22 protein-coding genes are annotated in these 25,474 nt (G+C 75.5%); 13 read left to right on the top strand and 9 right to left on the bottom strand.

Features of this window, described 5'->3' with window-relative positions; translation table 11 throughout:
* The coding region (locus PKY62_RS00805) for an exonuclease SbcCD subunit D (RefSeq protein WP_324533874.1) at positions 1–775 on the top strand (775 nt) is incomplete at its 5' end.
* The gene (locus tag PKY62_RS00800; protein WP_324533872.1) at positions 775–3,924 is read left to right on the top strand and encodes an AAA family ATPase; all 3,150 of its coding nucleotides are present in this window, start codon (positions 775–777) and stop codon (positions 3,922–3,924) included. The genes PKY62_RS00805 and PKY62_RS00800, both read left to right, overlap by 1 nt.
* Positions 3,925–3,952: 28 nt before the next feature.
* Here the strand turns inward: PKY62_RS00800 and PKY62_RS00795 are convergent, their stop codons facing one another.
* The gene (locus PKY62_RS00795; protein WP_324533870.1) at positions 3,953–4,393 is read right to left on the bottom strand and encodes a hypothetical protein; all 441 of its coding nucleotides are present in this window, start codon (positions 4,391–4,393) and stop codon (positions 3,953–3,955) included.
* Between the two features lie 107 nt (positions 4,394–4,500).
* Between PKY62_RS00795 and PKY62_RS00790 the strand changes: the two genes are divergently transcribed.
* Together PKY62_RS00790 and PKY62_RS00785 are read left to right on the top strand one after the other, a co-directional pair.
* Positions 4,501–5,184, top strand: coding sequence for an LmeA family phospholipid-binding protein (locus PKY62_RS00790; RefSeq protein ID WP_324533868.1), 684 nt, complete (start codon positions 4,501–4,503; stop codon positions 5,182–5,184).
* 62 nt (positions 5,185–5,246) lie between these two features.
* The gene (locus tag PKY62_RS00785) at positions 5,247–6,017 is read left to right on the top strand and encodes a phosphorylase family protein (protein ID WP_324533866.1); all 771 of its coding nucleotides are present in this window, start codon (positions 5,247–5,249) and stop codon (positions 6,015–6,017) included.
* A gap of 77 nt (positions 6,018–6,094) precedes the next feature.
* Here the strand turns inward: PKY62_RS00785 and PKY62_RS00780 are convergent, their stop codons facing one another.
* Positions 6,095–6,265 carry an antitoxin gene (locus tag PKY62_RS00780; RefSeq protein WP_324533864.1) on the bottom strand — a complete coding sequence of 57 codons (171 nt, stop codon included), beginning with the start codon at positions 6,263–6,265 and terminating at the stop codon, positions 6,095–6,097.
* A gap of 174 nt (positions 6,266–6,439) precedes the next feature.
* On the opposite strand from PKY62_RS00780, the gene PKY62_RS00775 reads away from it, so the two are divergent.
* Both PKY62_RS00775 and PKY62_RS00770 read left to right on the top strand, forming a co-directional pair.
* On the top strand, positions 6,440–7,645 hold the full coding sequence (locus tag PKY62_RS00775) for an MFS transporter (RefSeq protein WP_324533862.1): 1,206 nt from the start codon (positions 6,440–6,442) through the stop codon (positions 7,643–7,645).
* Between the two features lie 82 nt (positions 7,646–7,727).
* A complete protein-coding gene (locus PKY62_RS00770) occupies positions 7,728–7,997 on the top strand; it encodes a hypothetical protein (protein WP_324533860.1) in 270 nt (89 codons plus the stop codon).
* Between the two features lie 9 nt (positions 7,998–8,006).
* Here PKY62_RS00770 and PKY62_RS00765 read toward each other — a convergent pair whose 3' ends face one another.
* Positions 8,007–8,777: an HNH endonuclease family protein gene (locus tag PKY62_RS00765; RefSeq protein WP_324533858.1), complete on the bottom strand. Its 771-nt coding sequence runs from the start codon at positions 8,775–8,777 to the stop codon at positions 8,007–8,009.
* 150 nt (positions 8,778–8,927) lie between these two features.
* Here PKY62_RS00765 and PKY62_RS00760 point away from each other — a divergent pair, with 150 nt between their 5' ends.
* Entirely contained in the window at positions 8,928–10,337 is a 1,410-nt protein-coding gene (locus tag PKY62_RS00760; RefSeq protein ID WP_324533856.1) for a DUF4190 domain-containing protein, read from the top strand.
* 11 nt (positions 10,338–10,348) lie between these two features.
* Here the strand turns inward: PKY62_RS00760 and PKY62_RS00755 are convergent, their stop codons facing one another.
* From PKY62_RS00755 to PKY62_RS00745, 3 genes are all read right to left on the bottom strand, one after another.
* On the bottom strand, positions 10,349–11,872 hold the full coding sequence (locus PKY62_RS00755; protein ID WP_324533854.1) for an SPFH domain-containing protein: 1,524 nt from the start codon (positions 11,870–11,872) through the stop codon (positions 10,349–10,351).
* 52 nt (positions 11,873–11,924) lie between these two features.
* Complete coding sequence (locus PKY62_RS00750) at positions 11,925–12,386, bottom strand: NfeD C-terminal domain-containing protein (RefSeq protein WP_324533852.1); 462 nt, start codon at positions 12,384–12,386, stop codon at positions 11,925–11,927.
* Between the two features lie 95 nt (positions 12,387–12,481).
* Positions 12,482–14,407: an oxidoreductase gene (locus tag PKY62_RS00745; RefSeq protein ID WP_324533850.1), complete on the bottom strand. Its 1,926-nt coding sequence runs from the start codon at positions 14,405–14,407 to the stop codon at positions 12,482–12,484.
* A gap of 187 nt (positions 14,408–14,594) precedes the next feature.
* Here PKY62_RS00745 and PKY62_RS00740 point away from each other — a divergent pair, with 187 nt between their 5' ends.
* The 3 genes from PKY62_RS00740 to PKY62_RS00730 all read left to right on the top strand — a co-directional run bounded on the left by PKY62_RS00740 (position 14,595) and on the right by PKY62_RS00730 (position 19,162).
* A complete protein-coding gene (locus PKY62_RS00740; RefSeq protein WP_324533849.1) occupies positions 14,595–15,899 on the top strand; it encodes an alpha/beta fold hydrolase in 1,305 nt (434 codons plus the stop codon).
* Positions 15,900–16,004: 105 nt separating this feature from the next.
* The gene (locus PKY62_RS00735) at positions 16,005–18,266 is read left to right on the top strand and encodes a fibronectin type III domain-containing protein (protein WP_324533847.1); all 2,262 of its coding nucleotides are present in this window, start codon (positions 16,005–16,007) and stop codon (positions 18,264–18,266) included.
* Positions 18,267–18,376: 110 nt separating this feature from the next.
* The gene (locus PKY62_RS00730; RefSeq protein WP_324533845.1) at positions 18,377–19,162 is read left to right on the top strand and encodes a M50 family metallopeptidase; all 786 of its coding nucleotides are present in this window, start codon (positions 18,377–18,379) and stop codon (positions 19,160–19,162) included.
* A gap of 18 nt (positions 19,163–19,180) precedes the next feature.
* Here PKY62_RS00730 and PKY62_RS00725 read toward each other — a convergent pair whose 3' ends face one another.
* The gene (locus PKY62_RS00725; protein WP_324533843.1) at positions 19,181–19,618 is read right to left on the bottom strand and encodes a YdeI/OmpD-associated family protein; all 438 of its coding nucleotides are present in this window, start codon (positions 19,616–19,618) and stop codon (positions 19,181–19,183) included.
* 128 nt (positions 19,619–19,746) lie between these two features.
* Here PKY62_RS00725 and PKY62_RS00720 point away from each other — a divergent pair, with 128 nt between their 5' ends.
* Positions 19,747–20,037 carry a DUF427 domain-containing protein gene (locus tag PKY62_RS00720; protein ID WP_324533841.1) on the top strand — a complete coding sequence of 97 codons (291 nt, stop codon included), beginning with the start codon at positions 19,747–19,749 and terminating at the stop codon, positions 20,035–20,037.
* 248 nt (positions 20,038–20,285) lie between these two features.
* Positions 20,286–22,130 carry a DNA helicase RecQ gene (gene recQ / locus PKY62_RS00715; RefSeq protein ID WP_324533839.1) on the top strand — a complete coding sequence of 615 codons (1,845 nt, stop codon included), beginning with the start codon at positions 20,286–20,288 and terminating at the stop codon, positions 22,128–22,130.
* 15 nt (positions 22,131–22,145) lie between these two features.
* Here the strand turns inward: recQ and PKY62_RS00710 are convergent, their stop codons facing one another.
* On the bottom strand, positions 22,146–22,799 hold the full coding sequence (locus tag PKY62_RS00710) for an HAD family hydrolase (protein WP_324533837.1): 654 nt from the start codon (positions 22,797–22,799) through the stop codon (positions 22,146–22,148).
* A gap of 492 nt (positions 22,800–23,291) precedes the next feature.
* Positions 23,292–24,710 carry an MFS transporter gene (locus PKY62_RS00705; RefSeq protein WP_324533835.1) on the bottom strand — a complete coding sequence of 473 codons (1,419 nt, stop codon included), beginning with the start codon at positions 24,708–24,710 and terminating at the stop codon, positions 23,292–23,294.
* Between the two features lie 507 nt (positions 24,711–25,217).
* Here PKY62_RS00705 and PKY62_RS00700 point away from each other — a divergent pair.
* Positions 25,218–25,474 (top strand): WYL domain-containing protein (locus PKY62_RS00700; RefSeq protein ID WP_324533833.1); only part of this gene is annotated, 257 nt, incomplete at its 3' end.

The following is a 25,474-nucleotide window of genomic DNA, read 5'->3' as shown; positions in this document are numbered from 1 at the left end:
CGACGACGCCGCCGTCGGCCCGGACGGTCTGCTGCCGCGCTCGCACGAGGCGGTCATGGCCGCCGCGATGCGGCGCGTCCGGGCGTCGCTCGGGGCGGACGGACCGCGGCCGCGCGCCGTGGTCATGGCGCATGCCTTCGTCGTCGGCGGGCAGGCGTCGGACTCCGAGCGCGACATCCGGGTGGGTGGCGTGGACAGCGTGCCCGCCGGGGTCTTCGCCGGCGTCGACTACGCCGCGCTGGGCCACCTGCACGGGGCGCAGCGCATCGCGGGGGAGGTGGGCCCGGCCGGTGAGCCCGCGCCGGTGCTCCAGTACTCGGGCTCGCCGCTGGCCTACTCGTTCTCCGAGCGGGGGCACCGCAAGGCGTCGGTGGTGCTCGACCTGGGGCCGGACGGGGTGCGGGGCGTCGAGCTCGTGGCCGCGCCCGTGCCGCGGCGGCTGTCCGAGGCCACCGGAGGCCTCGCCGAGCTGCTCGGCGGCGCGGGGGACGCGTACGTCGCGGACTGGCTGCGCGTGGTGGTCACCGATCCGGTGCGGCCGCCGGACCTGGTCTCGCGGGTGCGCGAGCGCTTCGCGCACGCCCTCGTCGTCGAGCACCGGCCGGCGGGCTCCGCGCCGGGCCGGGCGACGGCGGCCGTCACCGCGGCGCGGGACCCCCTCGAGGTGGCGGACGAGTTCGTCGAGCACGTCACGGGGGCCGCACCGACGCCCGCGGAGCGTGACGTGCTGCGCCGCGCCTACGAGCACGTGCTGGCCGCCGGCCGGAGCCGCTGATGTACCTGCACCGGATGACCTTCCAGGCGGTCGGCCCGTTCGCCGGCGAGCACACCATCGACTTCGCCGCGCTGGGCGCGTCGGGGATCTTCCTGCTCGAGGGGCCCACGGGCGCCGGCAAGTCGACGATCATCGACGCCGTCGTCTTCGCGCTGTACGGCAAGGTCGCGGCGCGCGAGGCCAGCGAGGACCGGCTGCGCTCGTCGCGTGCCGCCCCGAACGACGAGACCTACGTCGATCTCGTGCTCGAGACCGGTGCAGGGATCTACCGCGTGCGCCGCACCCCGGCGTACGCACGGCCCAAGCAGCGCGGCAGCGGCACCACGCTCCAGCAGGCGACCGTGCGGCTGTGGCGGCTGACCAGCCCGGACGCGCCGGACGACGGCGAGCTGCTCACGTCCCGGATGGACGAGGCCGGCCTCGAGCTGCAGCGCGCCATCGGGCTGGACCGCAGCCAGTTCGTGCAGACCGTGGTGCTCCCGCAGGGGGAGTTCGCGAGCTTCCTGCGGGCGGACCCGGAGGCGCGCCGCGGTCTGCTCCAGCGCGTGTTCGGCACCGAGGTCTACGAGCAGGTGCAGAAGCGGCTCGAGGCCATGCGGGCCGAGGTGGGCCGATCGGTCGACGACGCCCGGGCCGGCGTGGGCCGGGCCGCGGCCGGGTTCATCGGCGCGGCCGGGCTGGTCGCGGTGGTGGCCGGCGAGGTGGTTGCTGACGGCGCGACGTCCGACGACGCGATGGCCGACGGCGCGGCAGCCGACGGCCCGGCAGCCGACGGTGCCGGCGTCGCCCCGGCCGCGCCCGTGACCGCCGACGGCGTGCGCGATGCGGCCGCGGTCCCCCGGACCGACGACCTGCTCGCCCTGGTCAGGGCTGTGACGGCCGAGCTGGCCGGGGTGGCGGGGACCGCCGAGCGCGAGGCCGCCGCGGCACGGGCCGTCGCAGCCGAGCGCGGCGCGGCGTGGCAGGACGCCCGCACCCGGGCGGACGCCGTCGAGCGGCGCGACGCCCTGCGCGCAGAGCTCGCCGACCTCGACACCCGTGCCGCGCAGCACGCCCAGGGGGTCGTGCACCGCGAGGCAGCCCTGCGGGCGCGGGTGGTGCTGCCGCTCGTGCTCGGCGCCGAGCTGGCCGAGCAGACCGCGGAGCGGGCGGCCGGGGCCGTGGACCGGGCGCGCTCGCTCGCGGCCCCCGAGGTGGGGGAGCTCGTCGACGCCGGGACACCGGCCACGGCCCAGCTGGCTGCGCTCGTGGCCGAGCAGGAGCGGTGCACCGCGACGCGCGCCACGCTCGTCCGGCTGCTCGCGCTGGAGCAGGGTCTGCCGGCGCGCCACCGGGAGGCCGCCGCGGCCGCACACGCCGTCGAGCAGCGGTCCGCCGAGGTCGAGCGACTGACCGAGCGGCAGGCCGAGCGGCCGGCGCAGCGGGCGGCGCTCGTCGAGGACCGGTCGACCGTCGCAGTCCTGGCGAGCGGGCCGGCGGCCGCGGAGCAGCGGGTGGCTGCTGCTGCGGCCCGGCTCGCGGCGGTGGTCGACGTCGCACGGCTGCGGGTCGAGGTCGGGGCGGCAGAGGCGGCGACCGCCGTGGCGGCCACCGCGGCACAGGAGTCCGTGGCGCACGCGGCAAGGGTGGCGGCGGCCCGGATCGCGGGGATGGCCGGCGAGCTCGCCGCAGGGCTGGAGCCCGGGCTGCCGTGCGTGGTGTGCGGCGGGGTCGAGCACCCGGCGCCGGCGGCACTGGACCCGGCGCACGTCGGCACCCAGGACGTGGAGGAGGCCGAGCGGCGGCGGGCGGGCACCACGGCCGCGCTGACCGCGGTGGCGGCCGAGCTGCGGGGCCTGCGCGAGCGGCTCGACCAGCGTGCGGCGGCGGCCGGCGAGCAGGACGAGGCCGCCGCGCGGGCGTCGCTCGCCGACGCCGAGGCGGACGTCGTCGCCGCGCGGGCCGCCGTCACGCGCCTCGCCGAGCTGGATCAGGCGCTCGTCCGGTTCGACGCCGCCGCGGTCGAGGCCGACCAGCACCTGGCCGCGCTCGCGGCGAACCTCGCAGCGCAGCGTGCCGGCTCGGCCGCGGCGGCGGCCCAGCTCGACACGGACGAGGCCGAGGTTCTTGCCGGCCGGGCCGGGGCCGCCTCGGTGCGCGAGCGCGCGGCTGCACTCGACGAGCACGCCAGACGGGTCGGCGACTGGGCCGTCGCCCTGCGCACGCACGCCGACGCCGGTGCGCAGGCGCTGCTGCGGCGCGCCGAGGCGGAGCGCACCCTCGTCGAGCAGGGGTTCGACGGCGCCACCGCGGCGCGCGCCGCGCACCTGGAGCCCGCGGCGCTGGCTGATCTCGAACGGGCGCTCGCCGCGCGCGAGGCGACCCTGGCGCGCGTGCGGGCCGGCCTGGACGAGCCGTCGGTCGCGGCCGTCGGCGACCTCGAGCTCGCCGACCTCGACCTGCCCGGCGTCCGGGCGGCCCACGAGGTGGCGACAGAGCAGGCGAGCCGCGCGGCGGCCGAGGCCGCACGGACCGGGCAGCGAGCAGCCTCCGCGACCGGCGCGCTGGTCGAGGTGGAGCGCGCGGTGGTCGGGTTCGTCGACGCCGTCGGGGCTGCCGGTCCCGTCATCCGGATGGCCAACCTCGCGGCGGCCGGCAGCAGCGACAACACCAGACAGCTGACCCTGGCCACCTACGTGCTGGGCCGACGGTTCGGCGACGTGGTCGCCGCGGCCAACGTGCGGCTGCTGACGATGTCCGACGGTCGCTACGAGCTGGTGCACTCCACCGAGCGCGAGGACGTGCGCACGCGGCGCACGGGCCTGGCGATGAAGGTCGTCGACCACCTCACCGAGACCCCGCGGGACCCGCGGACCCTGTCCGGTGGTGAGACGTTCTACGTCTCGCTGTGCCTCGCGCTCGGCCTGGCCGACGTCGTCACGGCGGAGGCGGGCGGGATCGACCTCGGCACGCTCGTGGTCGACGAGGGGTTCGGCTCGCTGGACGCCGAGACCCTCGAGGTGGTGCTCGCCGAGCTGGGGCGGTTGCGCGACGGTGGCCGCGTGGTCGCGGTGGTCTCGCACGTGGACGCGCTCAAGCAGGCGATCGCCGAGCGGATCGAGGTCCGGCGCCGCGGCGACGGCAGCAGCACCCTGACGGTGCGCGCCTGACCGCGCGGACCTGCCATCGAGGTGCGGCCTACCAGGACCAGCCCCGCTCGGCGAGCTCGATCTCCTCGCGGAACCGCTCCGGCTCGTCCAGGGGCAGCGGCATCGGGCCGGCGTCGAGGTCCACCCCGGCCATGCGGCACGCCTCGGCGAGCACCGCGTCGTAGGCCGTCTGCGCCGCGATCATCCGGCGGCCGCGCGCCCAGACCTTGGGGTCCGCGTCGAGCGCCCGGATGTGCGCGGCGAGCCGGCTCAGCTGCTCCTGGACGGTGAGCATCGCGAACGGGTCCGGCTCGGGTGGCCGCCGACGCAGCCGGCGCCAGGGCTCGAGCCTCCGCCGGCGCTCACGGTGGCGGCTGGGGTCGTCCTGCCGGAGGCGGTCCGCGTCCGCAGGGCGCGCCCGACGCCGCGACCACACGGCGAGCGCCGTGCAGGCCGCGAGGAGCAGCAGCAGCACCAACGGCAGGACCATGGCGGACCTCGTCCTCGAGGATCCCTCCAGGCTAGGCCCGCGGACGCCGCCGCACCATGCCCGTCCGCGGATGTGCGCGGCGACCCGCGGGTGCCTAGGGTCGCCGGATGGGCGTGCGCGGGGTGGCAGCGGGACTGGTGGTCGTCGGCGTGGTCGTGGTGGGGGCCGTGGTGGCCGACGGTGCCATGCGCACGCGCACCGAGGCGAGCCTGGCGCGGACCGTCATGGCGGAGCTGCCGGGCACCGACCCCACGGTGAGCATCGGGGGAACGCCCTTCCTCCTGCAGGTGCTCGCCGGCCGCCTCGACGACGTGGAGGTGACGGCCCCCGAGGCCACGCTCGACGGCCTGGAGCTCGAGGACGTCGTCGTGCAGCTCGACGGGGTCTCCACGGCACGACCGACCACGGCGGAGCGCGCCACCCTGACCGCGTCGCTGCAGCCGGCCGCCCTGCAGGCCGTGCTCGGCCTGGACGCCGAGCTGTCGATCGACGACGGGCACCTGGTCGCGACGCTCCTGCTGCTCGGGATACCCGTCGACGTCGCCCTGGAGCCGCACGCGGCGGGCCGGGCGATCACGGTCGACGTCGTCTCGCTGAGCCTCGGCGGGGCGCAGCTGGACGTCGAGGACCTGCCGGGGGCGCTGGCCGACCAGCTCACGGGCCTGTCGGTGCCGGTGGAGTCGCTGCCGGACGGGATCGAGCTCACCGAGGTGGGCGTGGCGGCCGACGGGGTGCACATCGTCGCGGTCGGGACGGACGTGGTGCTCGACGCCCTGCGCACCACCGGATGACCGCACCAACGACCGCGCGGCCCGCCGGGCGCGTCCGGCGCACCGCGGGCTAGGGTCGGCGCATGGCCACCCCGCACATCTCCGCCGAGCCGGGCGACTTCGCCCCCGACGTCCTCATGCCGGGCGACCCCCGGCGCGCGATGCGCATCGCCGAGACCGTGCTCCAGGACGCGACCCTCGTCACCGAGGTGCGCGGGATCCTCGGCTACACGGGCACGTTCGAGGGCCGGCCGGTCTCGGTGCTCGCCTCGGGGATGGGCATGCCGTCGATGTCGATCTACGCCACGGAGCTGTTCCGCTTCCTCGGCGTCGAGCGGATCATCCGGATCGGCACGGCGGGTGGGATGGCCCCGCACCTCAACGTCGGCGACGTCGTCATCGCCAACGCCGCCCACACGGACTCCGCGATGTCCGCGGGCCGCATCCCGGGCGTCCACTACAGCCACGCGCCGAGCTTCGCCCTGCTGGCCGCCGCCGCGGCCGCCGGTGGCGTGACCCCGGGCAAGCCCAAGTCCGAGCCGCCGACGACGACGGCGCGGCGCCGCCGCCGGGCGCGCACCGGTGCGGTGTACGTGGGTCCGGTCTTCTCCTCCGACACGTTCTACGCCGACCGCCCGGCCACCAACGACAAGCTCGTCGCGCACGGCACGCTCGCGGTGGAGATGGAGGCTGCGGCGCTGTACGCAGCGGCCGACGCGGAGGGCGGCGAGGCCTTGACGATCTGCACGATCTCGGACCTGCTGTTCCGCGAGGAGTCGCTCGCTGCCGCGGACCGCGAGCTGCTCTTCGACCGAGCGGTGCAGCTGGGACTGGCGGCCTTCGCCACGGCCTGACGCCGGCGGGCGCGGCCCGGGCCCACGCCCGGCCGGCACGTCCCGGCCCGCCGAGGGGTGGGCCGGGACGGTGGTGCTCAGGCCTTGTCGCCGCCGAGGAAGTCCTTGGCCTTGTCGACCGCCATGTCGATCTTCTCGTCGACCGAGTCGTCGGTGCGCGACTTGATGGCGTCGGCCGCCTTGTCCAGCAGGTCGGGGTTGTCGCTCAGCGCGTCCTTGGCCTTCTCGACCATGTCCTCGATGCCCATGGGTGCCACCTCTCGGTCCTGGGCCCGCTGACCTGCGCGCCCCGCGCTGCATTGGTACCGCGCGGGAGCCCAGAAGTGCAACGAACCGGGCGTTTCGCCGGGGCGGGAGGTGTCGGCAGCGCGGCCCGCCGGGCGGGGACCGCCGGGGTCGGCCCGCCCGCTAGCGTGGCGGGCATGGTGCGGCTCCCCCTCCTCGCCGGCGCGAGGGCCCCGGCGGCGCGCCACGACCTGCCGCTGCTGCTCGGCGGGACGGCCGTCTCGACCATCGGCGCCTCGCTGACGCTGCTCGCCGTGACCATCCACCTCCGACCGGCGGGGGCCGGCTGGATCGCCGCGGTGATGGCGGCGGAGCTGGTCCCGTTCGTGCTGCTGGCCCCGGCCGTCGGGCACCTCGTGGACCGCGTGCGCAACCGCGAGCTGCTGATCGTCGCGATCCTCCTCCAGGCCGCCGGGGTGCTCGTCGCGGCGTTCGGCGGGCTGGCAGACGGACGCCAGCTGGTGCTCGTGGGCGCGCTCGCCCTCGTCGGCGTCGGCTCGGCGGTGGTGAGCCCCACGGTCGCGTCCCTGCTGCCACGCGTGACCGGCGAGGACGGGGCCACGCGGGCCTACGGGTGGTACTCCGCGATCCAGCAGGCGGGCTTCCTCGTCGGCTTCGCGCTCGCCGGGGTGCTCGTCGAGGCGACATCGGTGCGCACCGCGCTGCTCGTCGACGCCGTGACCTACGTCGTCATGGCCGTGGCCGTGACGGCCCTGCGCACCCAGCGCGTCCCGCAGGCGCACGAGGCCGAGATCGGGCTGTGGGTGGGCTTCGACCGGCTGCGCCGCGACCGGCTGCTGCTCGTCACGGTGCTCGGTCTGGGCGCTGCGGTGCTGGCGACGGTCATCGTCAACGTCGCGGAGGTCTTCTTCGTCCTGGAGGACATCGGCGCGGGCCCGGCGGCGTACGGGCTCGTCACGGCCCTGTGGCCGGCGGCGGGCGTGGTGGCCGGCTGGTACGCGGGCAGGCTCGGCCACGAACGCGCGCAGTTCGTCGCGCTCGTCTGGGCGTGCGTCGTCATGGGGGCGGCCCTCGCCCTCGCCGGGGCCGTGGTCTCGCTCGTCGCGGTGGGGATCGGGTGGCTGATCGGCGGTGCGGCGGGCTCCGTCCAGCGGGTCGCGCTGACGGCGCTGGTGCGCGAGCGCACGCCCGATGCCGAGCGCGGCCGCGTCTTCGCGGCGATCCACGCCGTCGTGCAGGCCGGCAACCTCGCGGGTCTGGCGGTGGGGGCCGCCGTCGTCGGGCTCATCGGTGCACGGTCCAGCCTCCTGCTCTCCGGTGCGCTGACGGCGCTCGCCGGGGCGGCGATGTGGTGGATCGGGCGGAGCGCCCTGCGGCGCTGAGTGGCGCGGATCGGTTCAACTCGCGCGACCGACGGCCGATGGGTGGATCGACCAGCACCGCACCCCTCACCGCGAGGCACCCATGAGCTCCGCACCTACCCGGCGGCACCTCCGCCCGGTCGACGACACGTCGTCCGCGGTGCTGCACGGCATGCACCCGCTGCGTGGCTACCCCGTGACGTGGCGCCTCACCCCCCGGCAGGCCGCCCCTGGCGCGGCGCAGACGTTCCTCGTCGAGCAGGCCGACGGCGAGATCGAGGACGAGCTGACGTGGCTCTACGTCGAGCGGGAGCGCTCGGTCATGACGGCGGAGCAGGTGCGCGACCTCGTGCGCCGGGTCACCGGCCTGTGACGTCGCGGCTCAACCAGAGCCCTCCTGTGCCGCCGTGCACCTGCCCAGCCAGCGCGCCAGCGCGTCGTGCTCGGCCTGCGTGACCCACAGCCCGTACTCGGCCTTCACGAGGACCTGGCGGATGGCGTAGGCGCAGCGGTAGCCCCTGCTCGGCGGCAGCCAGGTGGCGGCGTCGCCGGCGCCCTTGTCCTGGTTGACCTGCCCGTCGACCGCCAGCAGGTTGGCCGGGTCGTTGGCGAACTCCTCGCGCCGCCCGGCCGTCCACTGCTGCGCGCCCTTCTGCCACGCGTCGGCGAGCGCGACGACGTGGTCGATCTGCACGTCGGCGCTGTCCTCGCCGCGCTCGAACGAGACCACCCGGCCGCTGTAGGGGTCCGTGAGGGTCCCGCTGAGCACCAGGCAGGACGCGGTGTCGGGGTCGGTCTCGATGCCGGTGAGGTCGCGGGCCAGGACGTCGTTGCGGGTGTCGCAGCCGTTGTGGTCGACGTCGGCCCACGCCTCGCCGAAGAGGCTCCGGTCGTACCCCGTCATCGGCGCTCGGCCGCGCACGGGGAGCCCCGCCAGGGCGGACCGCGCGGCGACCACCTCGGCGGCGGGCACGACGTACCGCACGGCGTCGCCCGTACCCGTCCACCGCGGCACGAGCACGGCGGCGGCGACGGCGAGGGCCACGAGCACGACCGCCCGCGGCGCGGCGCGGCGCAGGGTGCGGCCGAGGGAGCGTGGGCGCGCGGGCCGGCGGACGACCGGCGGGCGCGGCGCGGGGCGGACGAGGGGCACCGGTGCACCGTGCCACACCCCTCCGACGGCGCCGACCGAGGTGCGCGTGGGCTGTGGACGGCCGATGCCCCGTTCGGGTGGCTGTGACCCGACTTCGGCCACTTTGAGCGGACTGTCAAGTCCGGGTGCCCGCGTGCCGACGAACACGGGGTGAGCACCCCAGATGCCGGCTGGTACCCCGACGAGACCGAGCCGTACCTCATGCGCTGGTTCGACGGCGAGGCGTGGACCGAGGACACGGCCCCCCTGCCGGCCGCGGCGCCGGAGCCAGAACCCGCCGCTGTGCCGTCGAGCATGCCCGCGTTCGTGGCGAGCGGCCTGCCGGCGCTCGTCCCGGTCCCCGCCGGCGGCGCCGTCTGGTACCCCGACGGCGCGGCGCCCGTCGAGCCCGAGACCCCGCCGCACGCTGACGTCGAGGTCCCCCGGCACACGGGCGTACCCAGCGCCGATGAGGGCCACCGGCACGTGGCCTCCTCCGCGAGAGACCTGGACTGCGTGCCGCACCAGGGCGCGGCGGCGCACGATGTGACCACCGGACCGACCGCCGGACCGACCGCTGCGTCCACCGCCGTGCCCACCGGTCGGCGGGCCGCACGCCTCGCTGCCGCGGCTCTGGCGACGCCACCCGTGCGCCCCGTCGGCCCCCCGCCCCCGCCCCCGCCTCCGCCCCCCGAGCCCACGACCGGCCTGACCGCCGTGCCGACCGGTCGACGCGCGGCGCGCCTCGCGGCAGCGGCCCAGGAGGCGCCGGGCGTCGTCGTGGCCCGGGTCGTCGACGGTGTCAGCGCCGATGTCGCCCCGCACGCCGAGGGCGACGTGGTACCACCCGCCGAGGTCGCCCCGGGCCTCGCGGTCGTGCGCCCCGAGATCGTGCGCCCCGAGATCGTCCTGGCCCCGGGCGCCCTGCTCATCCCCACCCTCGAGCCGTGGGAGGAGCCGCCGGTCCTGCCGGGTGCGCTCGTGGCCCCTCGGCCGGTCCCGGAGCCCGAGGTCGCTCCGGCGGGACCGTGGGCCGCCGAGACCTCCGAGCCCGCGCTGTGGGCCGCGCCCGACGCAGACCCGCGACCTGGAGCTTCCGTGACGGGATCCGTGACGGAGGCTCCACAGAAGCTGGCGCCCTCGGCCTGGGTTGCCCCCGCGCACGCCGCACCGGCCGGTCCCACCCCCGTGGCCTTCGCGCCGGTGACCGCGCACCCCTACGCCCCACCCGCTCCCGAAGCCCGTGCTCCTGAGGGTGGCTGGGGCGCCCCGCAGGCCTTCCCCGGGGGTCCGGCCCACCCCGACGCGCCCGCGCGCCCCGGCAACGACCCGCACGACGCCCTGCACTGGATCGTGCCCCTGGGTCGCTCGTGGCAGTCCATCGTCGCGGGCTACCTCGGGCTCGTCGGGCTGGTCCTGTGGCCGCTCGCGCCCGTCGCGGCGGGCCTGGGCGCCTGGGCGATGGTCAAGGCGCGCAGCGGTGGCCACGGTCGCGGGCGGGCGGTCTTCGCGATCGTCACCGGCGTCGCCGGGACGGCGTTCGGCGTGATCGCCCTGCTCTCGCTGGGCGCGGTGGCCTGACCCGCGGTCCCTCAGGCCGCCGTGCCGCCCGCCGTCGTGCCGCTCGCCGTCGTGCCGCCCGCCGTCGCGCCGCTCGCCGTCGTGCCGCCCGCAGCGGCCGGCACCCCGGCCACGCCGGCGATGAGCTGCGCGAGGTCGAGCCCGGTGAGCTGCTTGACGATCTCCTGCCCCTCACCGAGCACGGCGGCGACGTTCTTGGTGATCGCCGACGCGCCGTCGGTGGAGATGACGGTCATGTTCTGCACCGAGCCGATGGGCTCGGCCGCGGCGCGCACGATCTCGGGCAGCCGCGAGATGACCTCCTGGGCCAGTGCAGCCTGGCCGTACTTCTTGAGCGCCTCGGCCTTGGCGTCCGTCGCCGCGGCCTCGGCGCGTCCCTCGGCCTCGGTGGCGGCGGCGCGCGCCTCACCCTGGGCCTTGATGCCGGCCGCGAGCGCCACCTGGCGGTCGCGCTCGGCCTCGCCGGCGCGGCGCACCGACTCGGCCGCGGCCTCGGCGTCCTGCAGCGCCGCGGTCTTGTTCGCCCCGGCGATGGTGGTCCGCTTGTAGGCGTCGGCCTCGGTGGCGGCGTTGGCGGCGTCGCGCTCGGCGTTGGCCTGCTGGACGGCGGCGTAGGCAGCGGCCTCGGCGGGCTTGCGCACGTCGATGTCGAGCTGCTCCTCGGTGACCCGGGCCTGCTCGGCCAGGGCGTCGCGCTGCAGGGTCGCGACCAGCTTGTCCTGCTCGGCCCTGGCCAGCTGGCCGGCGGCGTCGGCCTCGGCGTTGGCACGGTCCGTCTGGGCCTTGATCGCGGCCTGCTTGAGGTCCAGGGCCTTCTGCCGCTCGGCGATCTGCTCGCGCGCCTCGATGACGGCGAACTCCGCCACGCGCTGGGCCTCGGCCTCCGAGACCTCCGCGACCTGGCGAGCGCGGGCGTTCTCGGCGCGGCCCAGGTTGGCGAGGTAGTCGGAGCCCGGCGTGGAGATGTCGGAGATGTTGAGCAGGTCGACCTGCAGGCCCTGCTCGGACAGGTCGGTCTTGGTCGAGTCGACCACGCGGTCCGACAGGCCCTTGCGGTCGGAGATGATCTGCTCGATCGTCATGTCGCCGACGATGGAGCGCAGCGAGCCCTCGAGCGACTCCTTGATGATCTCGGTGAGGGTGCCCTGCTGGGACAGGAAGCGCTGGGCCGCCCGCCGCACGCCCTCCTCGTCGCCGCGCACCTTGAAGTTGATGGACGCCTTGATGGCGATCTTGATGCGGTTCTTGTCGACGCCCTCGACCGTGATGCCGATCTGCCGCTGCTCGAGCGAGATGGGGAAGCCCTGCTGCAGGATCGGCCAGACGAACACGCGGCCGCCGACGACGACGCGCTGCCCCGTCTCGGCGACGGCCTTCTTGCCGGCCCCGCGGCCCACGATGATGAGCGCCTCGTTGGGCGGCACCCGGCGGATCCGGCGCGCGATGAACGCCATGACGGCGACCAGCGCGAGGACCAGCGCGACGACGGACAGCACCGTCACGGTGTCGGACACGAGCTCGAGCGGGAGGTCCACGGCTGCTTCTTCCTGGTGCGGGGCGACAGAGAACGGTGGTGCGGGACGTGGGTCAGGCGGGGGTGACCTTGACGCGGCTGCCGGCCTGCTCGACGACGACGACGCGCGTCCCGGCGGCGATCTCGGCGTCGGCCCAGGCCAGGCGTCGCTCCAGCTCGGTGGGGTCGTCGAGGCTGACCTCGCCCGAGCCGCCGGGCACGATGGTCGCGGTGACGACCCCGGTGACCCCGGTCAGGCTGCGCGGGTGGCCGTCCTCGGTGGCGCTCAGCCGCGCGACGAGCATCTGGACGGCGACGACGACCACGGCCGCGAAGGCGGCGGAGGCGACGTACGCCCAGACGGTCGGCAGCCCGTTGACCGTGACGATCGAGCCGATCGCCCCGAAGGCCACGGCCCCGGCGCCCAGCGAGGTGCCGGAGACGGCGCCGTCGCCCAGCTCCATGGCCTCGCCGACCACCATCGACGCCAGCAGGACGACGAGTCCGATCCCGCCGATGACGGCGAACACGAGCATGGCCGACCCCCTCTGGTCCTTGTCGTCCGACCCTAGCGGGACGTGCGCGTGGTGGGGGCCCGGTCGCCCGCCCGGGTCCCCACCACGCGTCGCCGTCAGATCGCCAGCGCGGCCAGGAACCCGGCGTTGATCGCCTCGCCCACCTTGGCCGGGGTGACGCAGTCGCCGACGGCGACGACGCCGGGGCGGCCGGCCAGGGCGTCCGCGAGGGCCCGCGCGGGCCGCACGCCGAACGCGAGCACCACCGAGTCGGCGTCCACGTGGACCTCGCCGTCCGGTCCCGTGGCGAGGAGGCCGTCGACGTCGACCGACGCGACGGTGTGCCCGGTGAGCAGCCGCACGCCGTGCTCGGCGAGCTCGCGCAGCAGGGTGATCCGGTTGATGATGATCATGTCGCGCGCGACCTCGTCCGCCATCTCGACGATGGTCACCTCGTGCCCGTCCTGCGCCAGCTCGAGGGCGAGGTCGCAGCCGGACAGCCCGCCGCCGGCGACGACGACGCGGTGGCCCAGCCCGCCGAGCAGGTGGGCGTCGATGACCTCGACGACGTTCGCGCCGTCCGCGCCGGCCAGGCCGGCGGGCACCAGGGGCGTCGAGCCGGTGGCGAGGATCACGGCGTCCGCGCCGAGGAGCTCCGGGGAGTCGGCCGTGACCTCGGTGCCCAGGTGCAGGGTGACCGGCAGGGTCGCGAGCTGGCGCTCCCACCACGCGATCATGCCGCGCAGCTCCTTCTTGAAGTCCGGCGTCGCGGCCGGCCACAGCACGCCGCCGAGGTGCTCGGCGCGCTCGTAGACGTCCACGGTGTGCCCGCGCAGACCCGCGACCCGCGCCGCCTCGAGGCCGGCCGGGCCGGCGCCGACGACGACGACGTGCTTCGGGGTCTCGGCCGGCGTGACCTGCCGCTCGCGCTCCATGCCGACCTGCGCGTTGACCGCGCAGCCCAGGGGCAGCACGAAGAACGCGTTGCCGACGCACAGGGCGTTGCAGCGGATGCACGGGCGGATGTCCTCGCGGCAACCGCGCGCGAGCTTGCCGGCCCACTCGGGGTCGGCGATGAGCCCGCGACCGATGCCGGCGAAGTCGGCGTCCCCCGCGGCGATGACGGCCTCGGCGCCCTCGGGCGTGAGGTTGCCCACGGCCATGACGGGGATGGTCAGCACCTCCTTGAGGGCCTTGGCGGCGTCGACCATGCAGGAGTCGCCCAGGTAGTACGGCGGGAAGACGTAGTCCATCGCCTCGTACGAGCCGTTGTCGGCCATCATGAGGTCCAGCCCGGCGGCCTCGAGGATGACAGCGATCTCGCGCGAGTCGGCGGCGGTGCGGCCGCCCGGGAACTTGTGGTCCACGGACAGGCGGAAGCTCACGGGCAGGCCGGGGGCGGCGGCCTTGACCGCCTGGAGGATCTCGACGGCGAACCGGCAGCGGTTCTCCGTCGACCCGCCGTAGACGTCGGTGCGCCGGTTCCAGATGGGGCTCATGAACTGGTCGATGAGGTAGCCGGTGTGGCCGTGGATGTCGATGGCGTCGATCCCCGCGGCGGCAGCGCGGGCGGCGGCCTCGGCGAACCGCTGCACGATGAGCCGGATCTCCTCGATCTCCAGCGGGCGGCACAGCACGTCAGGGTTGGTCCAGTGCGCGTTGTCCGACGCCGAGATCGGCAGGCGGTCCGGGTCGATGACGTTGATGTTGCGGCCGAGGCCGGCGGTGAGCTGCAGCGAGACCAGGCCGCCGACGGCGTGGATGGACTCGGCGAGGGCCGTCAGGCCCGGCAGGCACGCATCCGTGTCGACGCGGCACAGCCCGGCGTTGATCTGCTCGAAGTCCTGCGAGACGGCGCTGATGCCCGTCACGACCAGTCCCGTGCCCCCGCGTGCCCGCTCGGTGTAGTAGGCGATCTCGCGCTCGGTGAACAGCCCCTCGTGGGTGCCCATCTCGGTACCCATCGGCGCCATGATGACGCGGTTGGGGAGCGTGAGCGTGCCGAAGGTTCCGGGGCTCAGGACGTGGGCGTAGTCGGACATCGTCGTGCCTTCCCTCCCGGCGTGGAGGTGGCGGGCGCCGGGGACCCGAATCGATTAAGTCAGCATCGACCCGGTGCATGGATCGTTTCGAGGCCCTTGGGCCCAGGGACGTCGGTCCCGGTCGGGCGGCCGCGGCGCCGGGGTGGTGTCCGCGGCCGGTGCTCACCCACCGGCCTAGGCTCGGCGGGTGAGCACCGAGTACCGCATCCCCGGCCTCGTGGTGCGGGAGCACCGCCTGACCGTCCCCGTCGACCGGGCCCGCCCGGACCGGTTCCCGCCGATCGAGGTCTTCGCGCGCGAGATCGTCGACCCGGCGAAGGTGGGCCAGGAGCTGCCCCTGCTGCTGTTCCTCCAGGGCGGCCCCGGAGGCATGGGCCCGCGGCCCCTCGCGTCGGGCTGGTGGACCACGGCGCTCGCCACCCACCGCGTCGTGCTGCTCGACCAGCGCGGCACGGGGCGCTCGGGGCGCGTCGACGGTCGCCGGATCGCCGCGCTCGGCTCGCCGGAGGAGGCCGCGGACTACCTCGCGTGCTTCCGGGCCGATGCGGTCGTCGAGGACGCCGAGCAGCTGCGCCACGCCGTCTACGGCGGCCGGCGGTGGGGCACGCTGGGGCAGTCGTACGGCGGCTTCCTCACGCTGACGTACCTGTCTCGCCACCCCGAGGCGCTCACCGCGTGCTACGTCACCGGCGGCCTGCCGGGCCTGAGCGCCACGGCAGAGGAGGTCTACCGGCGCACCCTGCCGCGCCAGGCCGCGCGCAACGCCGCGCTCGCGCGCCGCTACCCCGACGACGTCGCCACCCTCGGCCGCCTGGCGGACCGGCTCGCCGCGGGCGACGTCGTGCTCCCGGACGGCGACCCGTTCACGGTCGAGCGCCTGCAGACCCTCGGCATGGGGCTGGGGATGAGCACCGGGCTCGACCACCTGCACTGGCTCCTGGACACAGCGCTGGACGACGACGACGCGGACGGCGCTGCGCCGTCGTCGGCGTTCCTCGCCGAGGTCGCCCACGAGACCGGCTTCCACGACAACCCGCTCTACGCGGTGCTCCAGGAGGTCATCTACCACCAGGGCGAGCGGGCCGGCGGGTGGGCCGCCGCGCAGGCCCATGCCGCCGAGCCGGCGTGGGAACCCGGAGCCCGACCGCTTCAGCTCACCGGGGAGGCGGTCTTCCCGTGGATGTTCGAGCAGGTCCGGGCGCTGCGGCCGTTCCGCGGCGTCGCCGAGGCGCTCGCGGCCCGCACGGAGTGGCCGCTGCTGTACGACGTCGACCGGCTCGCGGCCAACGAGGTGCCCGTCGCGGCCGTGCAGTACGTCGACGACCCGTACGTGGACCTCGACCTGGCGCTCGGCACGGCCGACGCCGTGGGCAGCACCCAGGTCTGGGTGACCAACGAGCACCTGCACGACGGGCTGCGGGTGGCCGGGGACACGATCCTGCCGCGGCTCATCGACCTGGCCTGCGGCCGTGGGGGTGTCACGGCCCGCTGACGGGGGTGTTCGGGGCCGGAAGCACTCACATGCTGCCGAAACCGGACGAACGGCAGGCAAGCGCACCTTCCGCGCCCCGCCGACGTCCCGTGACCGGAGCCACCCATGCCGTCCGTCCGTGCGCGCTCCCGCGCTGCCCGAGTCCCCGCCGCCCTGGCCACCGTGCTGGCCATGGTGCTCGTCCTGCTCGTCCCCACGGCGGCGAGCGCCGAGGTGCCCGGCGGGACGGACTGGGCCTCGGCCACCCCCCTGCCCGTCGCCAGCTTCGACGAGTCGTTCAGCGCGTCCAACGCGTCGGTCGTCTCGTCACCCGGCGCGCAGCAGGCCTGGAACAACGTCGCCTGGTACACGGTGACGCCGTCCACGACCACCACGACGTTCATCCGCGCGACCTCGACCGACCCGCTCGGCTGGGACAACACCCTCGAGGTGTGGACGTCCGGCGGCCTCGTGGTGCAGAACGACGACTACTACGGCCTGGACGCCTCGCTCAGGGTCACCCTCGCGGCCGGGACGACGTACTACGTCGGTCTCGGTGGATACCACCAGGACGCCCGCGGCACCGTCACGATGACCTTCGCCAGTCGCACGCCCTCCGCGCCACAGTCGGTCTCGGCCTCCGCGGAGGACGGCGCGGCCCTGGTCTCGTGGGCGGTGCCCGCCGACGTCGCCGGTGGCGTGACCCAGTACACGGTCCACTGCACGCCCGTCGCCGATCCTGGCGCAGAGTTCGAGTGCGGCAGCGAGTGGGGTACCCCGCCCTCGACGCAGACGTGGGTCTCCGGGCTGACGAACGGCGCCGGGTACACGTTCCGCGTCACGGCATCCAACGCCATCGGCGCCGGCGACTTCTCAGCACCGTCGGCCGCCGTCACGCCCATGGGCGTGCCGTCGGTCACCCTGTCCACCGAGCCGGCCGTGCCGGTCAGCGGCCAGGCTTTCGACGTCGTCGCCACGGTGACCGCCGGCGGGGCACCGGCGGAAGGGGTCGTCGACCTCACCGTCGCCGGCACCACCACCACGGGCCTCGCGCTCGTGGGGGGCCAGGCCCGCATCGCCGGCATCGTCCGGTCGGCCGGGCCCGTCGCGCTGGGTGCAACGTACGCCGGCTCCTCCAGCGTGCTCGCTGGCACCGGCTCGTTGGCAGCGACGGTCGCGAAGCGCTCCCAGACCGTCTCCTTCACGGCTGTGCCCGCTGGTCAGGTGTACGACGGCACGCCGGTCCCGCTGGTCGCGACCGCGAGCTCCGGCATGCCCGTGACGTTCGGTGCCACGGGCGCCTGCACGGTGACGGGGGGCTCCCTGCACTTCACGGGTGTCGGTACGTGCACTGTCACCGCGCTGCAGGTCGGCGACAGCGAGACAGAGGCGGCCACGGCGAGCCAGGCCTTCGAGGTCGGCAAGCGCAGCCAGACGGTCGCGCTCGACGCCCTGCCCGCCCTGGTGTACGACCAGGAGCCGATCACCCTCGCACCCGCCTCCTCGGTGGGCCTGCCGGTCACCCTGGCCGCTTCCGGCGCCTGCACGCTCACCGGCACAGTGCTCACCGCGACCAGCGTGGGCACGTGCGAGGTCACCGCGACTCAGGCGGGGGATGCCGTGACGCTGCCGGCGACGACCGTCGTGCGCAGCGCCGCCGTGACTCAGCGGCCCCAGACCGTGACGCTCACGCAGCTCCCGGAGCTGACCTTCGGACTGGCCCCGATCACCATGGTCGCGTCATCCGAGTTCGGGCTCCCGGTCACCCTGGCGGCGACCGGTGCCTGCTCGTTCGTCGACGGTGCCCTCAAGGTCATCGGCGTCGGGCTCTGCACGGTCACGGCCACGGCCGAGGGCGACGCGCTGACCCTCCCGGGTACCGCGACGACGTCGGGCGACGTGCGCGGTGTGCCGACGGACGTCGAGGTCGACCTCGATGCCGACCTCGGTGCGACGGCCGAAGGTGTCACGGTCAGTGCGACGGGCACCGGCCTGCTGCCCGGCTCCGAGCTCGTGCTCGAGGTGCACTCGACCCCGCAGGTGATCGGCCGCGTGACGGTCGGCGCCGACGGGACGGCCGTCGTCAGTGGCGTGCTGCCGGAGCTCGAGGCGGGCGACCACGAGATCGTGGCGCTCGGCACGGCGCTCGACGGCACCCCGAACGAGTTCGTCCTCGGGTTCGCGGTCAACGCCGCCGGCACGGTGGTGCGGATCGCGACGGCGACGCTGCCGGCCGACGAGGTCGTCGCCGTGAGCCTGGCACGGACAGGTGCCGACGCGGCGGACGCGGGTGCACTGGCCGCCCTCTGGCTGGTCGTGGGTGCCGGGCTCGTGGTGCTGCGGCGCCGGCTGGACGCGCGCACTCACGCCCGGGTCGCCACCCGGTAGGCGCGCCGCGCGCGCAGGAACGCGGAAGGTTCGGCACGGGATCCGTGCCGAACCTTCCGCGTTCGTGTCCGCACAGGCGGGTGTGGTGGGGTGGCGGGCGGAGGTGGCACGTGGGCGATGTGCTCGGGGCGGTGACCGGGTTCCTCGGCGAGGCGTGGTCGCGTGCGACGACGCCCCAGCCGGTACCCGGCGCCGCCGTCGTGCTCGGCTCGGCCGCCGTGGTGCTCGTCGTGCTCGTCGTGCCGCGCCTGTGGCACCTCGCGCGGCACGTGCTCACCGTGGTGCACGAGGGCGCCCACGCGGGCGTCGCGGTGCTCAGCGGCCGCCGGCTCGCGGGCGTGCGGCTGCACGCGGACACGTCCGGGCTGACCGTGTCGGTGGGTCGTCCGCGCGGTCCGGGGATGGTCGCGACGGCCTTCGCCGGGTACGTCGGTCCGGCGGTGCTGGGACTCGGCGCGGCGTGGCTCCTGGGCCGCGGCTACGCCGTCGGGCTGCTGTGGCTGATGCTCGTGGCGCTCGCGCTCCTGCTGGTCCAGGTGCGCAACGGGTACGGGCTCTGGGTGGTGCTGGTCGGCGGGGCGGCGCTCGTCGCGGTGACGTGGTGGGCGCCGACGGCGTGGCAGGTCGCGGTCGCCTACGCCATGACGTGGCTGCTGCTGCTCGGGGCGCCGCGGGCCGTCGTCGAGCTGCAGGTGACCCGGGGCCGCGAGCGGCGGCGCACGACGGCGCGGCGGGGTGCCGCCGGGGGCACGGGCCGCGGGCGCGGCGGGACGTCGGACGCCGACGTGCTCGCCGACCTCACCGGCGTGCCCGGGATCCTGTGGGTCGGTGCGTTCCTGCTGGTCAGCGTGGGTGCTGCCGCGCTCGGCTGCGCGTGGATCGTCGGGGGCGGGTAGGGCCGTTCGTCGCCGACCTCAGCCCTCGGTCAGCGCCCGGAGCACGCCCTCGACCCGCCGCGCGCGTGTCTCGGCGGCCTTGGCCCCCTCGACCGCGAGCACGTGCCGCTGACGGTGGCTGTAGGCGAGCCGGTCCCACGCGGCCCGCGCCGCCGGGTCCGCCGCGAGCGCCCCCGCGAGATCGTCGGGCACCTCGACCTCGCGCGGCGCGGTGTCGAGCTCGATGTCGACGTCCACCTCGTCGCCGCCCGCCACACCCGCGGCGGCGCGGTTCGCCGCGCTGAGGGAGAGCAGGTACTGCCCGCCGCGCGAGGCGACCGTGGTGCGGTAGGTGTGGCCGCCCACGGTGACGACCACGGGGGGCTTGCGTCCCTGCCCGAGCGCCGCGACGACGTCGTCGGGCACCGGGATCCCGGTGTTGGTGCCGACGAGCGCGATGGTGGTGCGGTACCGCATCGATGACCTCCCGGTCGGTGGGCCTGGTCTTCGCGAGGCTAGCGGCGCCCGGCTGCGGTGGCGCGCCGGCCCGTCGTGACGGATGCTCTCCACCGGGCCCGCCGGGTGCGCGGGCGAGGGAGCACACCATGACCGTCGTCGCAGAGCTCAACGGGGTCGAGGTCGCACGCAGCGACCGGACCGTCGTCGTCGAGGGCAACCACTACTTCCCCGTCGACGACGTCGACCCCGCGGCGCTCACCGCGACGTCGACGCGCACCACCTGCCCGTGGAAGGGCGTCGCGTCGTACTGGACCGTCACCGCGGGCGGGACGAGCGTCGCCGACGCCGCGTGGGCGTACCCGACGCCGTCCGACGCAGCACGGCAGATCGCGGGTCGCCTCGCGTTCTGGCGCGGGGTCGTGGTGCGCGAGGTCTGAGCCCGCGTCGGGTGCCGGTGGGGCGGCACCCGGTGGGGCTGGCGCCGCAGGGCGGCACCGCGCGGTCCGTCTGGGGACGACGGCACCGCGCGGTCCGTCTGGGGACGACGGCGTCGCGCGTCGGCGGCGGGACGTAGCCTTGCGGCGCGCGGTCCGCACGGTCGGCGCCGCGGTGCCCCGCACTCCCCGAGCCCGCGACCCAACCCGACCCACCCCGACCCACCCCGACCCCAGGACGAGCGCCCCCGATGATCAGCCCGGCCACCGCACCCCCCGCCCCAGCGGCCTCGCCGGCCCTCGGTGTGCTCCAGGGCGTGTTCGGCTACCCGGCCTTCCGCGGCGAGCAGGCGGAGATCATCGACACGGTCCTGGCGGGGGACGACGCGCTGGTTCTCATGCCCACCGGCGGCGGCAAGTCGCTGTGCTACCAGATCCCCGCACTGCTGCGGCCCGGCACGGGCGTGGTGATCTCCCCGCTCATCGCGCTCATGCAGGACCAGGTCGACGCCCTGTCCGCGCTCGGTGTGCGGGCCGGCTTCCTCAACTCCACGCAGACCTACCCCGAGCGCACGGCCATGGAGCGGGCCCTGCTCGACGGCGAGCTCGACCTGCTGTACCTCGCCCCCGAACGGCTGCGCGTGCCGGAGACGCTCGCGCTGCTCGCGCGCGTGCCGATCGCCGTCTTCGCCATCGACGAGGCGCACTGCGTGTCCCAGTGGGGGCACGACTTCCGCCCCGACTACCTGCTGCTGTCGGTGCTCGGCGAGCGCTGGCCGGACGTCCCGCGGATCGCGCTGACCGCCACGGCGACGGACGCGACGGCCACCGAGATCACCCAGCGCCTCGGCCTGGCCTCGGCGCGCACGTTCGTGGCGAGCTTCGACCGGCCCAACATCACCTACCGGATCGCGCCCAAGGACAACCCGCGCGCCCAGCTGCTCGAGCTGCTGCGCACCGAGCACCCCGGCGACGCGGGGATCGTCTACTGCCTGTCGCGCGCGTCGGTGGAGCAGACGGCGGCCTTCCTCGTCGCCCAGGGGATCGCCGCGCTGCCGTACCACGCGGGTCTGGACGCGGCCACGCGCGCGCGGCACCAGGCGCGCTTCCTGCGCGAGGACGGGCTGGTCATGGTCGCGACCATCGCGTTCGGGATGGGGATCGACAAGCCGGACGTGCGGTTCGTGGCGCACCTGGACCTGCCCAAGTCCGTCGAGGGGTACTACCAGGAGACCGGCCGCGCGGGCCGTGACGGGCTGCCGTCGACGGCGTGGCTCGCCTACGGGCTGGCGGACGTGGTCCAGCAGCGCCGCATGATCGACTCCTCCGAGGGCGACGCGGCGCACCGGCGCCGGCTCAGCGCCAACCTCGACGCGATGCTCGCGCTGTGCGAGACCGTGGGCTGCCGTCGCGTGCAGATGCTCGGCTACTTCGGCCAGGAGTCCGAGCCGTGCGGCAACTGCGACACGTGCCTGACGCCGCCGTCGTCCTGGGACGGGACGGTCGCAGCGCAGAAGGCGCTCTCCGCGGTGGTGCGGCTGGACCAGCGCGGGCAGCGGTACGGGGCCGGGCACGTCGTCGACATCCTCGTCGGCAAGCGCACGCCGCGGGTGGAGCAGCTGGGCCACACGGACCTGACGGTCTTCGGCGTGGGCGCCGACCTCGACGAGCGCTCCTGGCGCGGGGTGCTGCGCCAGCTGCTGGCCCAGCGCCTGCTCGGTGTGGACCACTCCGGGTACGGCACGCTGCACCTCACGCCGGACAGCGCCGCGGTGCTCTCCGGTGAGCGCACCGTGCTGCTGCGCCACGAGGCGCCGTCGGCTGCCAGGGCCGCGCGGGTGCGCAAGGCGGCGGCCGGCCCGGCCGGCGACCTGTCGGACGACGACGCCGCGCGGTTCGAGCTGCTGCGCACGTGGCGCGCGGGCGTGGCCAAGGAGAAGGGCGTGCCCGCGTACACGGTGTTCCACGACGCGACGCTGCGGGCGATGGCCCAGCGCCGGCCCGGGTCGCTCGACGAGCTGGGCGAGGTCAGCGGCGTGGGCGCGGCGAAGCTCGACCGGTACGGTGCGGCCGTCCTCGAGGTGCTCGCGGGCTGAGCGGTGCGCCCCGGCTCACGCCAGGCCCAGGAGCTCCGTCACCTCCGTGAGGGTCGCCTCGCGCACCCTCGGGTGAGCGGTGACCCGCTGCGCGGGGTCGACGGCGAAGACGTGCGCGCCGGCGGTCAGGGCCGAGGTGACGCCGGGCGGGGAGTCCTCGACGACGACGCAGGCGCGCGGGTCGACGCCCAGGGCGCGCGCGGCCACGACGTAGGCGTCCGGTGCGGGCTTCGCGCGCGACACGTCGTCGCCCGCCACGACGACGTCGAACACGCCGTCGGGCGCGGCGGCCACCACGAGCTCTGCCAGGCGCCGGTAGCTCATCGTCACCAGTCCCCACGGCCGACCGGTGGACCGCACCGCACCGAGGAGCTCGAGGGCACCGTCGCGCCAGGGGATGTGCTCCGCGAGCCGCGCGCCGACGGCGTCGTGCAGCGCGTCGACCACGGCGTCCTGGCTCAGCGGGACACCGCGCTCCTGGACGAGGTCCGCGATGGCCGGGATGCCCCAGCCGACGATGGCGTGGCCGTCGTGCGTCGACCACGGCGCACCGTGCGCCAGGGCGAGGTCGCGCGCGGCGTCCGCCCACAGCGGCTCGCTGTCCACCAGCGTGCCGTCCAGGTCGACGAGCACCGCGGCCCACTGCAGGGGCCAGCGCTCCGGGGTCACGGCCGCGCGTCCAGCGGCACGTCGGGCCGAACCGCCGTGGGGCGACCGTCGGCGGTGGGGCGCGGGACGACCCCGCGGGTGGGTGCGGAGGGCTGGTCGAGCACGAGCATCGGATGCCCCTTCGTCGTGCGAGGGGCGGCGGCGGGCGGCCAGTCACGAGCCTGCACCCGGGCGGTGCCCGGGACAAGGCCTCGAGCGACTCTTCACGCAGTCGTAACGCAGCGCCGAGGATGTGACCCGGTGGCAACACTGACGGCCGATCGGTAACACGCTCCTCATCTCCCGGTGCGCTGGCGTGCGCTCGCGACCGCCACCATGGGAGTTCCACGGCGGCGGGCTGGGCGGCCCACACGTGACACGTCCGCTGGACAGGGCCTGAGCTCGACCTCCGGCCCGACCCCGAGACCGGCCGGTCTCCCGGACCGTGCGAACAACGACGCAGGGTGCGCGCTCCCGATGCTCGCCCTCCGCGCGGTTGCTCGCACTCCCGAATCACCCCGGCGGCCGGCCCGCGCGCGGCATGGCGACGGCGGCGACGGTCGTCCCCACCGCGGCAAGGAGGACGGCCGCGAACGCCGCCGCGGCCGCGTCGGCGAAGAGGTCGGGCGCCGCCGTCGCGCTCTGGCCCTGCAGGATCCCGTTGACCAGGGCGCCGATCGCCGCGACGCCCACGGCACTGCCGATCGAGCGGGCGAACATGTTGGCGCCGGTGACCACGCCGCGCTCGCCCCACTCGACGCTGGCCTGCGCGGCGATGAGGCTCGGCGCGGCGACGAACCCGAGACCGAGCCCGACGACGAAGCACGCCGCCCCGATCCCCACCACCGACGGGTTCGTGGCGGCGAGCGCGAGGCCCGCCGTGCCGAGCACCGTCACGCCGCAGCCGATGAGCACCGTGGTGCGGAACCCCAGCCGGAGGTAGACGCGGCCGGACTGCGATGCGGAGATCGGCCAGCCGATGGTCAGGGTGGCGAGCGTCAGGCCGGAGACCAGCGGCGAGACCCCGACGAGGGTCTCCAGGACCGTCGGCACGTACGTGGTGATCCCCATGAGGATGACGCCCACGCCGAGGCCGACGAGTGCCGTGGTGCCGAGCAGGCGGCGCGAGAGCACCCACAGCGGGAGCACGGGTTCGGGTGCGCGTCGCTCGGCGAGCACGAACGCCGCCAGCAGCGCGGCGCCCAGCCCGAAGGCCCCCAGGCTCGGCACCGACACCCACGCCCAGGCCCGGCCACCCTCGAGCAGGGCCAGCAGCAGCAGGCTCAGGGACACGGTGAGCAGCAGGCCGCCGGCCCAGTCGATCCGGTGCGGGCTGCGCTCGACGGTCTCGTGGAAGGACCGGACGAGCAGCCACGCCGCGAGCGCCGCCAGCGGCACGTTGACGAAGAAGATCCACTGCCAGGTGGCGAACTCGGAGAACAGCCCGCCGAGCGTGGGCCCGACGACAGCCGAGGCGCCCCAGACGCTGGCGATGTAGCCCTGGACCTTGGAGCGCTCGGCGAGCGTGTAGATGTCCCCGGCGATGGTGATCGCCATGGGCTGCACCGCGCCGGCCCCGAGCCCCTGGACCGCGCGGAACGCGATGAGCGCCGGCATGGACCAGGCGAACCCGCAGAGCACCGAGCCGAGCGCGAAGAGTCCGATGCCGAGCAGCACCACAGGCTTGCGGCCGATGGTGTCAGCGAGCTTGGAGTAGATCGGGACGCTGACGGCCTGGGTGAGCAGGTAGATCGAGAAGAGCCACGGGAACGAGGAGAAGCCGCCCAGGTCCTCGACGATCGTGGGGACCGCCGTGGCGAGGATCGTCGCGTCGATCGCGATGAGGCCCGTCGTGACCATGAGCGCGAGGAGCACGGGACCGCGCTCCGAGCGCAGGCCGATGGCGGTGGGGGTGCCGCGGGGCGAGGTCATGGGGCTCCGGGGTGGGGTGGTGGCACGGTGGCGACAACGCGGTGGGCGGTGCGAGGATTCCGGTCCTGCGGGACCCCGACGACGGCGGGGTGGTGGCCGGACGTCGCGCCTCGACCCGTCACCATGGTCCCGCGAACACGGACGGCGGGTTGACGGCATGGCGGGCGGCGATGGACGCCACGCAGCTGGAGCAGTGCCTGGCGCTGCGCTCCGACGTGGTGTGGGGCGCGCCGCCCGACGACCTCGACGACCTGGCCGAGCGGCTGGTGCACGCGGCGTCGGTCGGGTCCTCGCTCCTCGCGCTCCCGGTCTCGGCGCTCCAGGTCCTGGAGCTCGCCGCCGCCCTGGCCTGGCCAGGGCCGTCGGCAGGCGTGGTCGTCAACCCGGGCGTCACCGAGCTCCTCACCGCGCCGCTCGGGCTGGGCCGGCCCGCCGTGTCCGCCGACCTCGGGCCGGCGCCGGACGACGAGGTGCTGCACTCCTACCTCACGTCCCATGGCGCCTACGGTGCGTACCGCGTCGCGGCCGGAGGTGCGCCAGCTCGCGCACGCCATCGAGCACGGCCTCCCCGTGCAGATCCGCTTCCGCGCGTCGTCCGGCGGCGTCACCGTGCGCGTCGTCTCGGACCTCCGGCTCGAGCGCGATCACCTCTGGGGCTTCTGCCACCTGCGCCAGGACCTCCGCTACTTCCTCGTGTCGAGCTCCTGGAGGTCGCCGCGGTGGTCGGGTGACGGGTCGCTGCTCGGCTCTTCCTCAGACTGGCG

The organism is Actinotalea sp. (assembly GCF_035443605.1).
Classification (GTDB): Bacteria; Actinomycetota; Actinomycetes; order Actinomycetales; family Cellulomonadaceae; genus Actinotalea.
The sequence above is the reverse complement of the archived record's forward strand: the minus strand, read 5'-3'. Positions and strand labels throughout refer to the sequence as shown.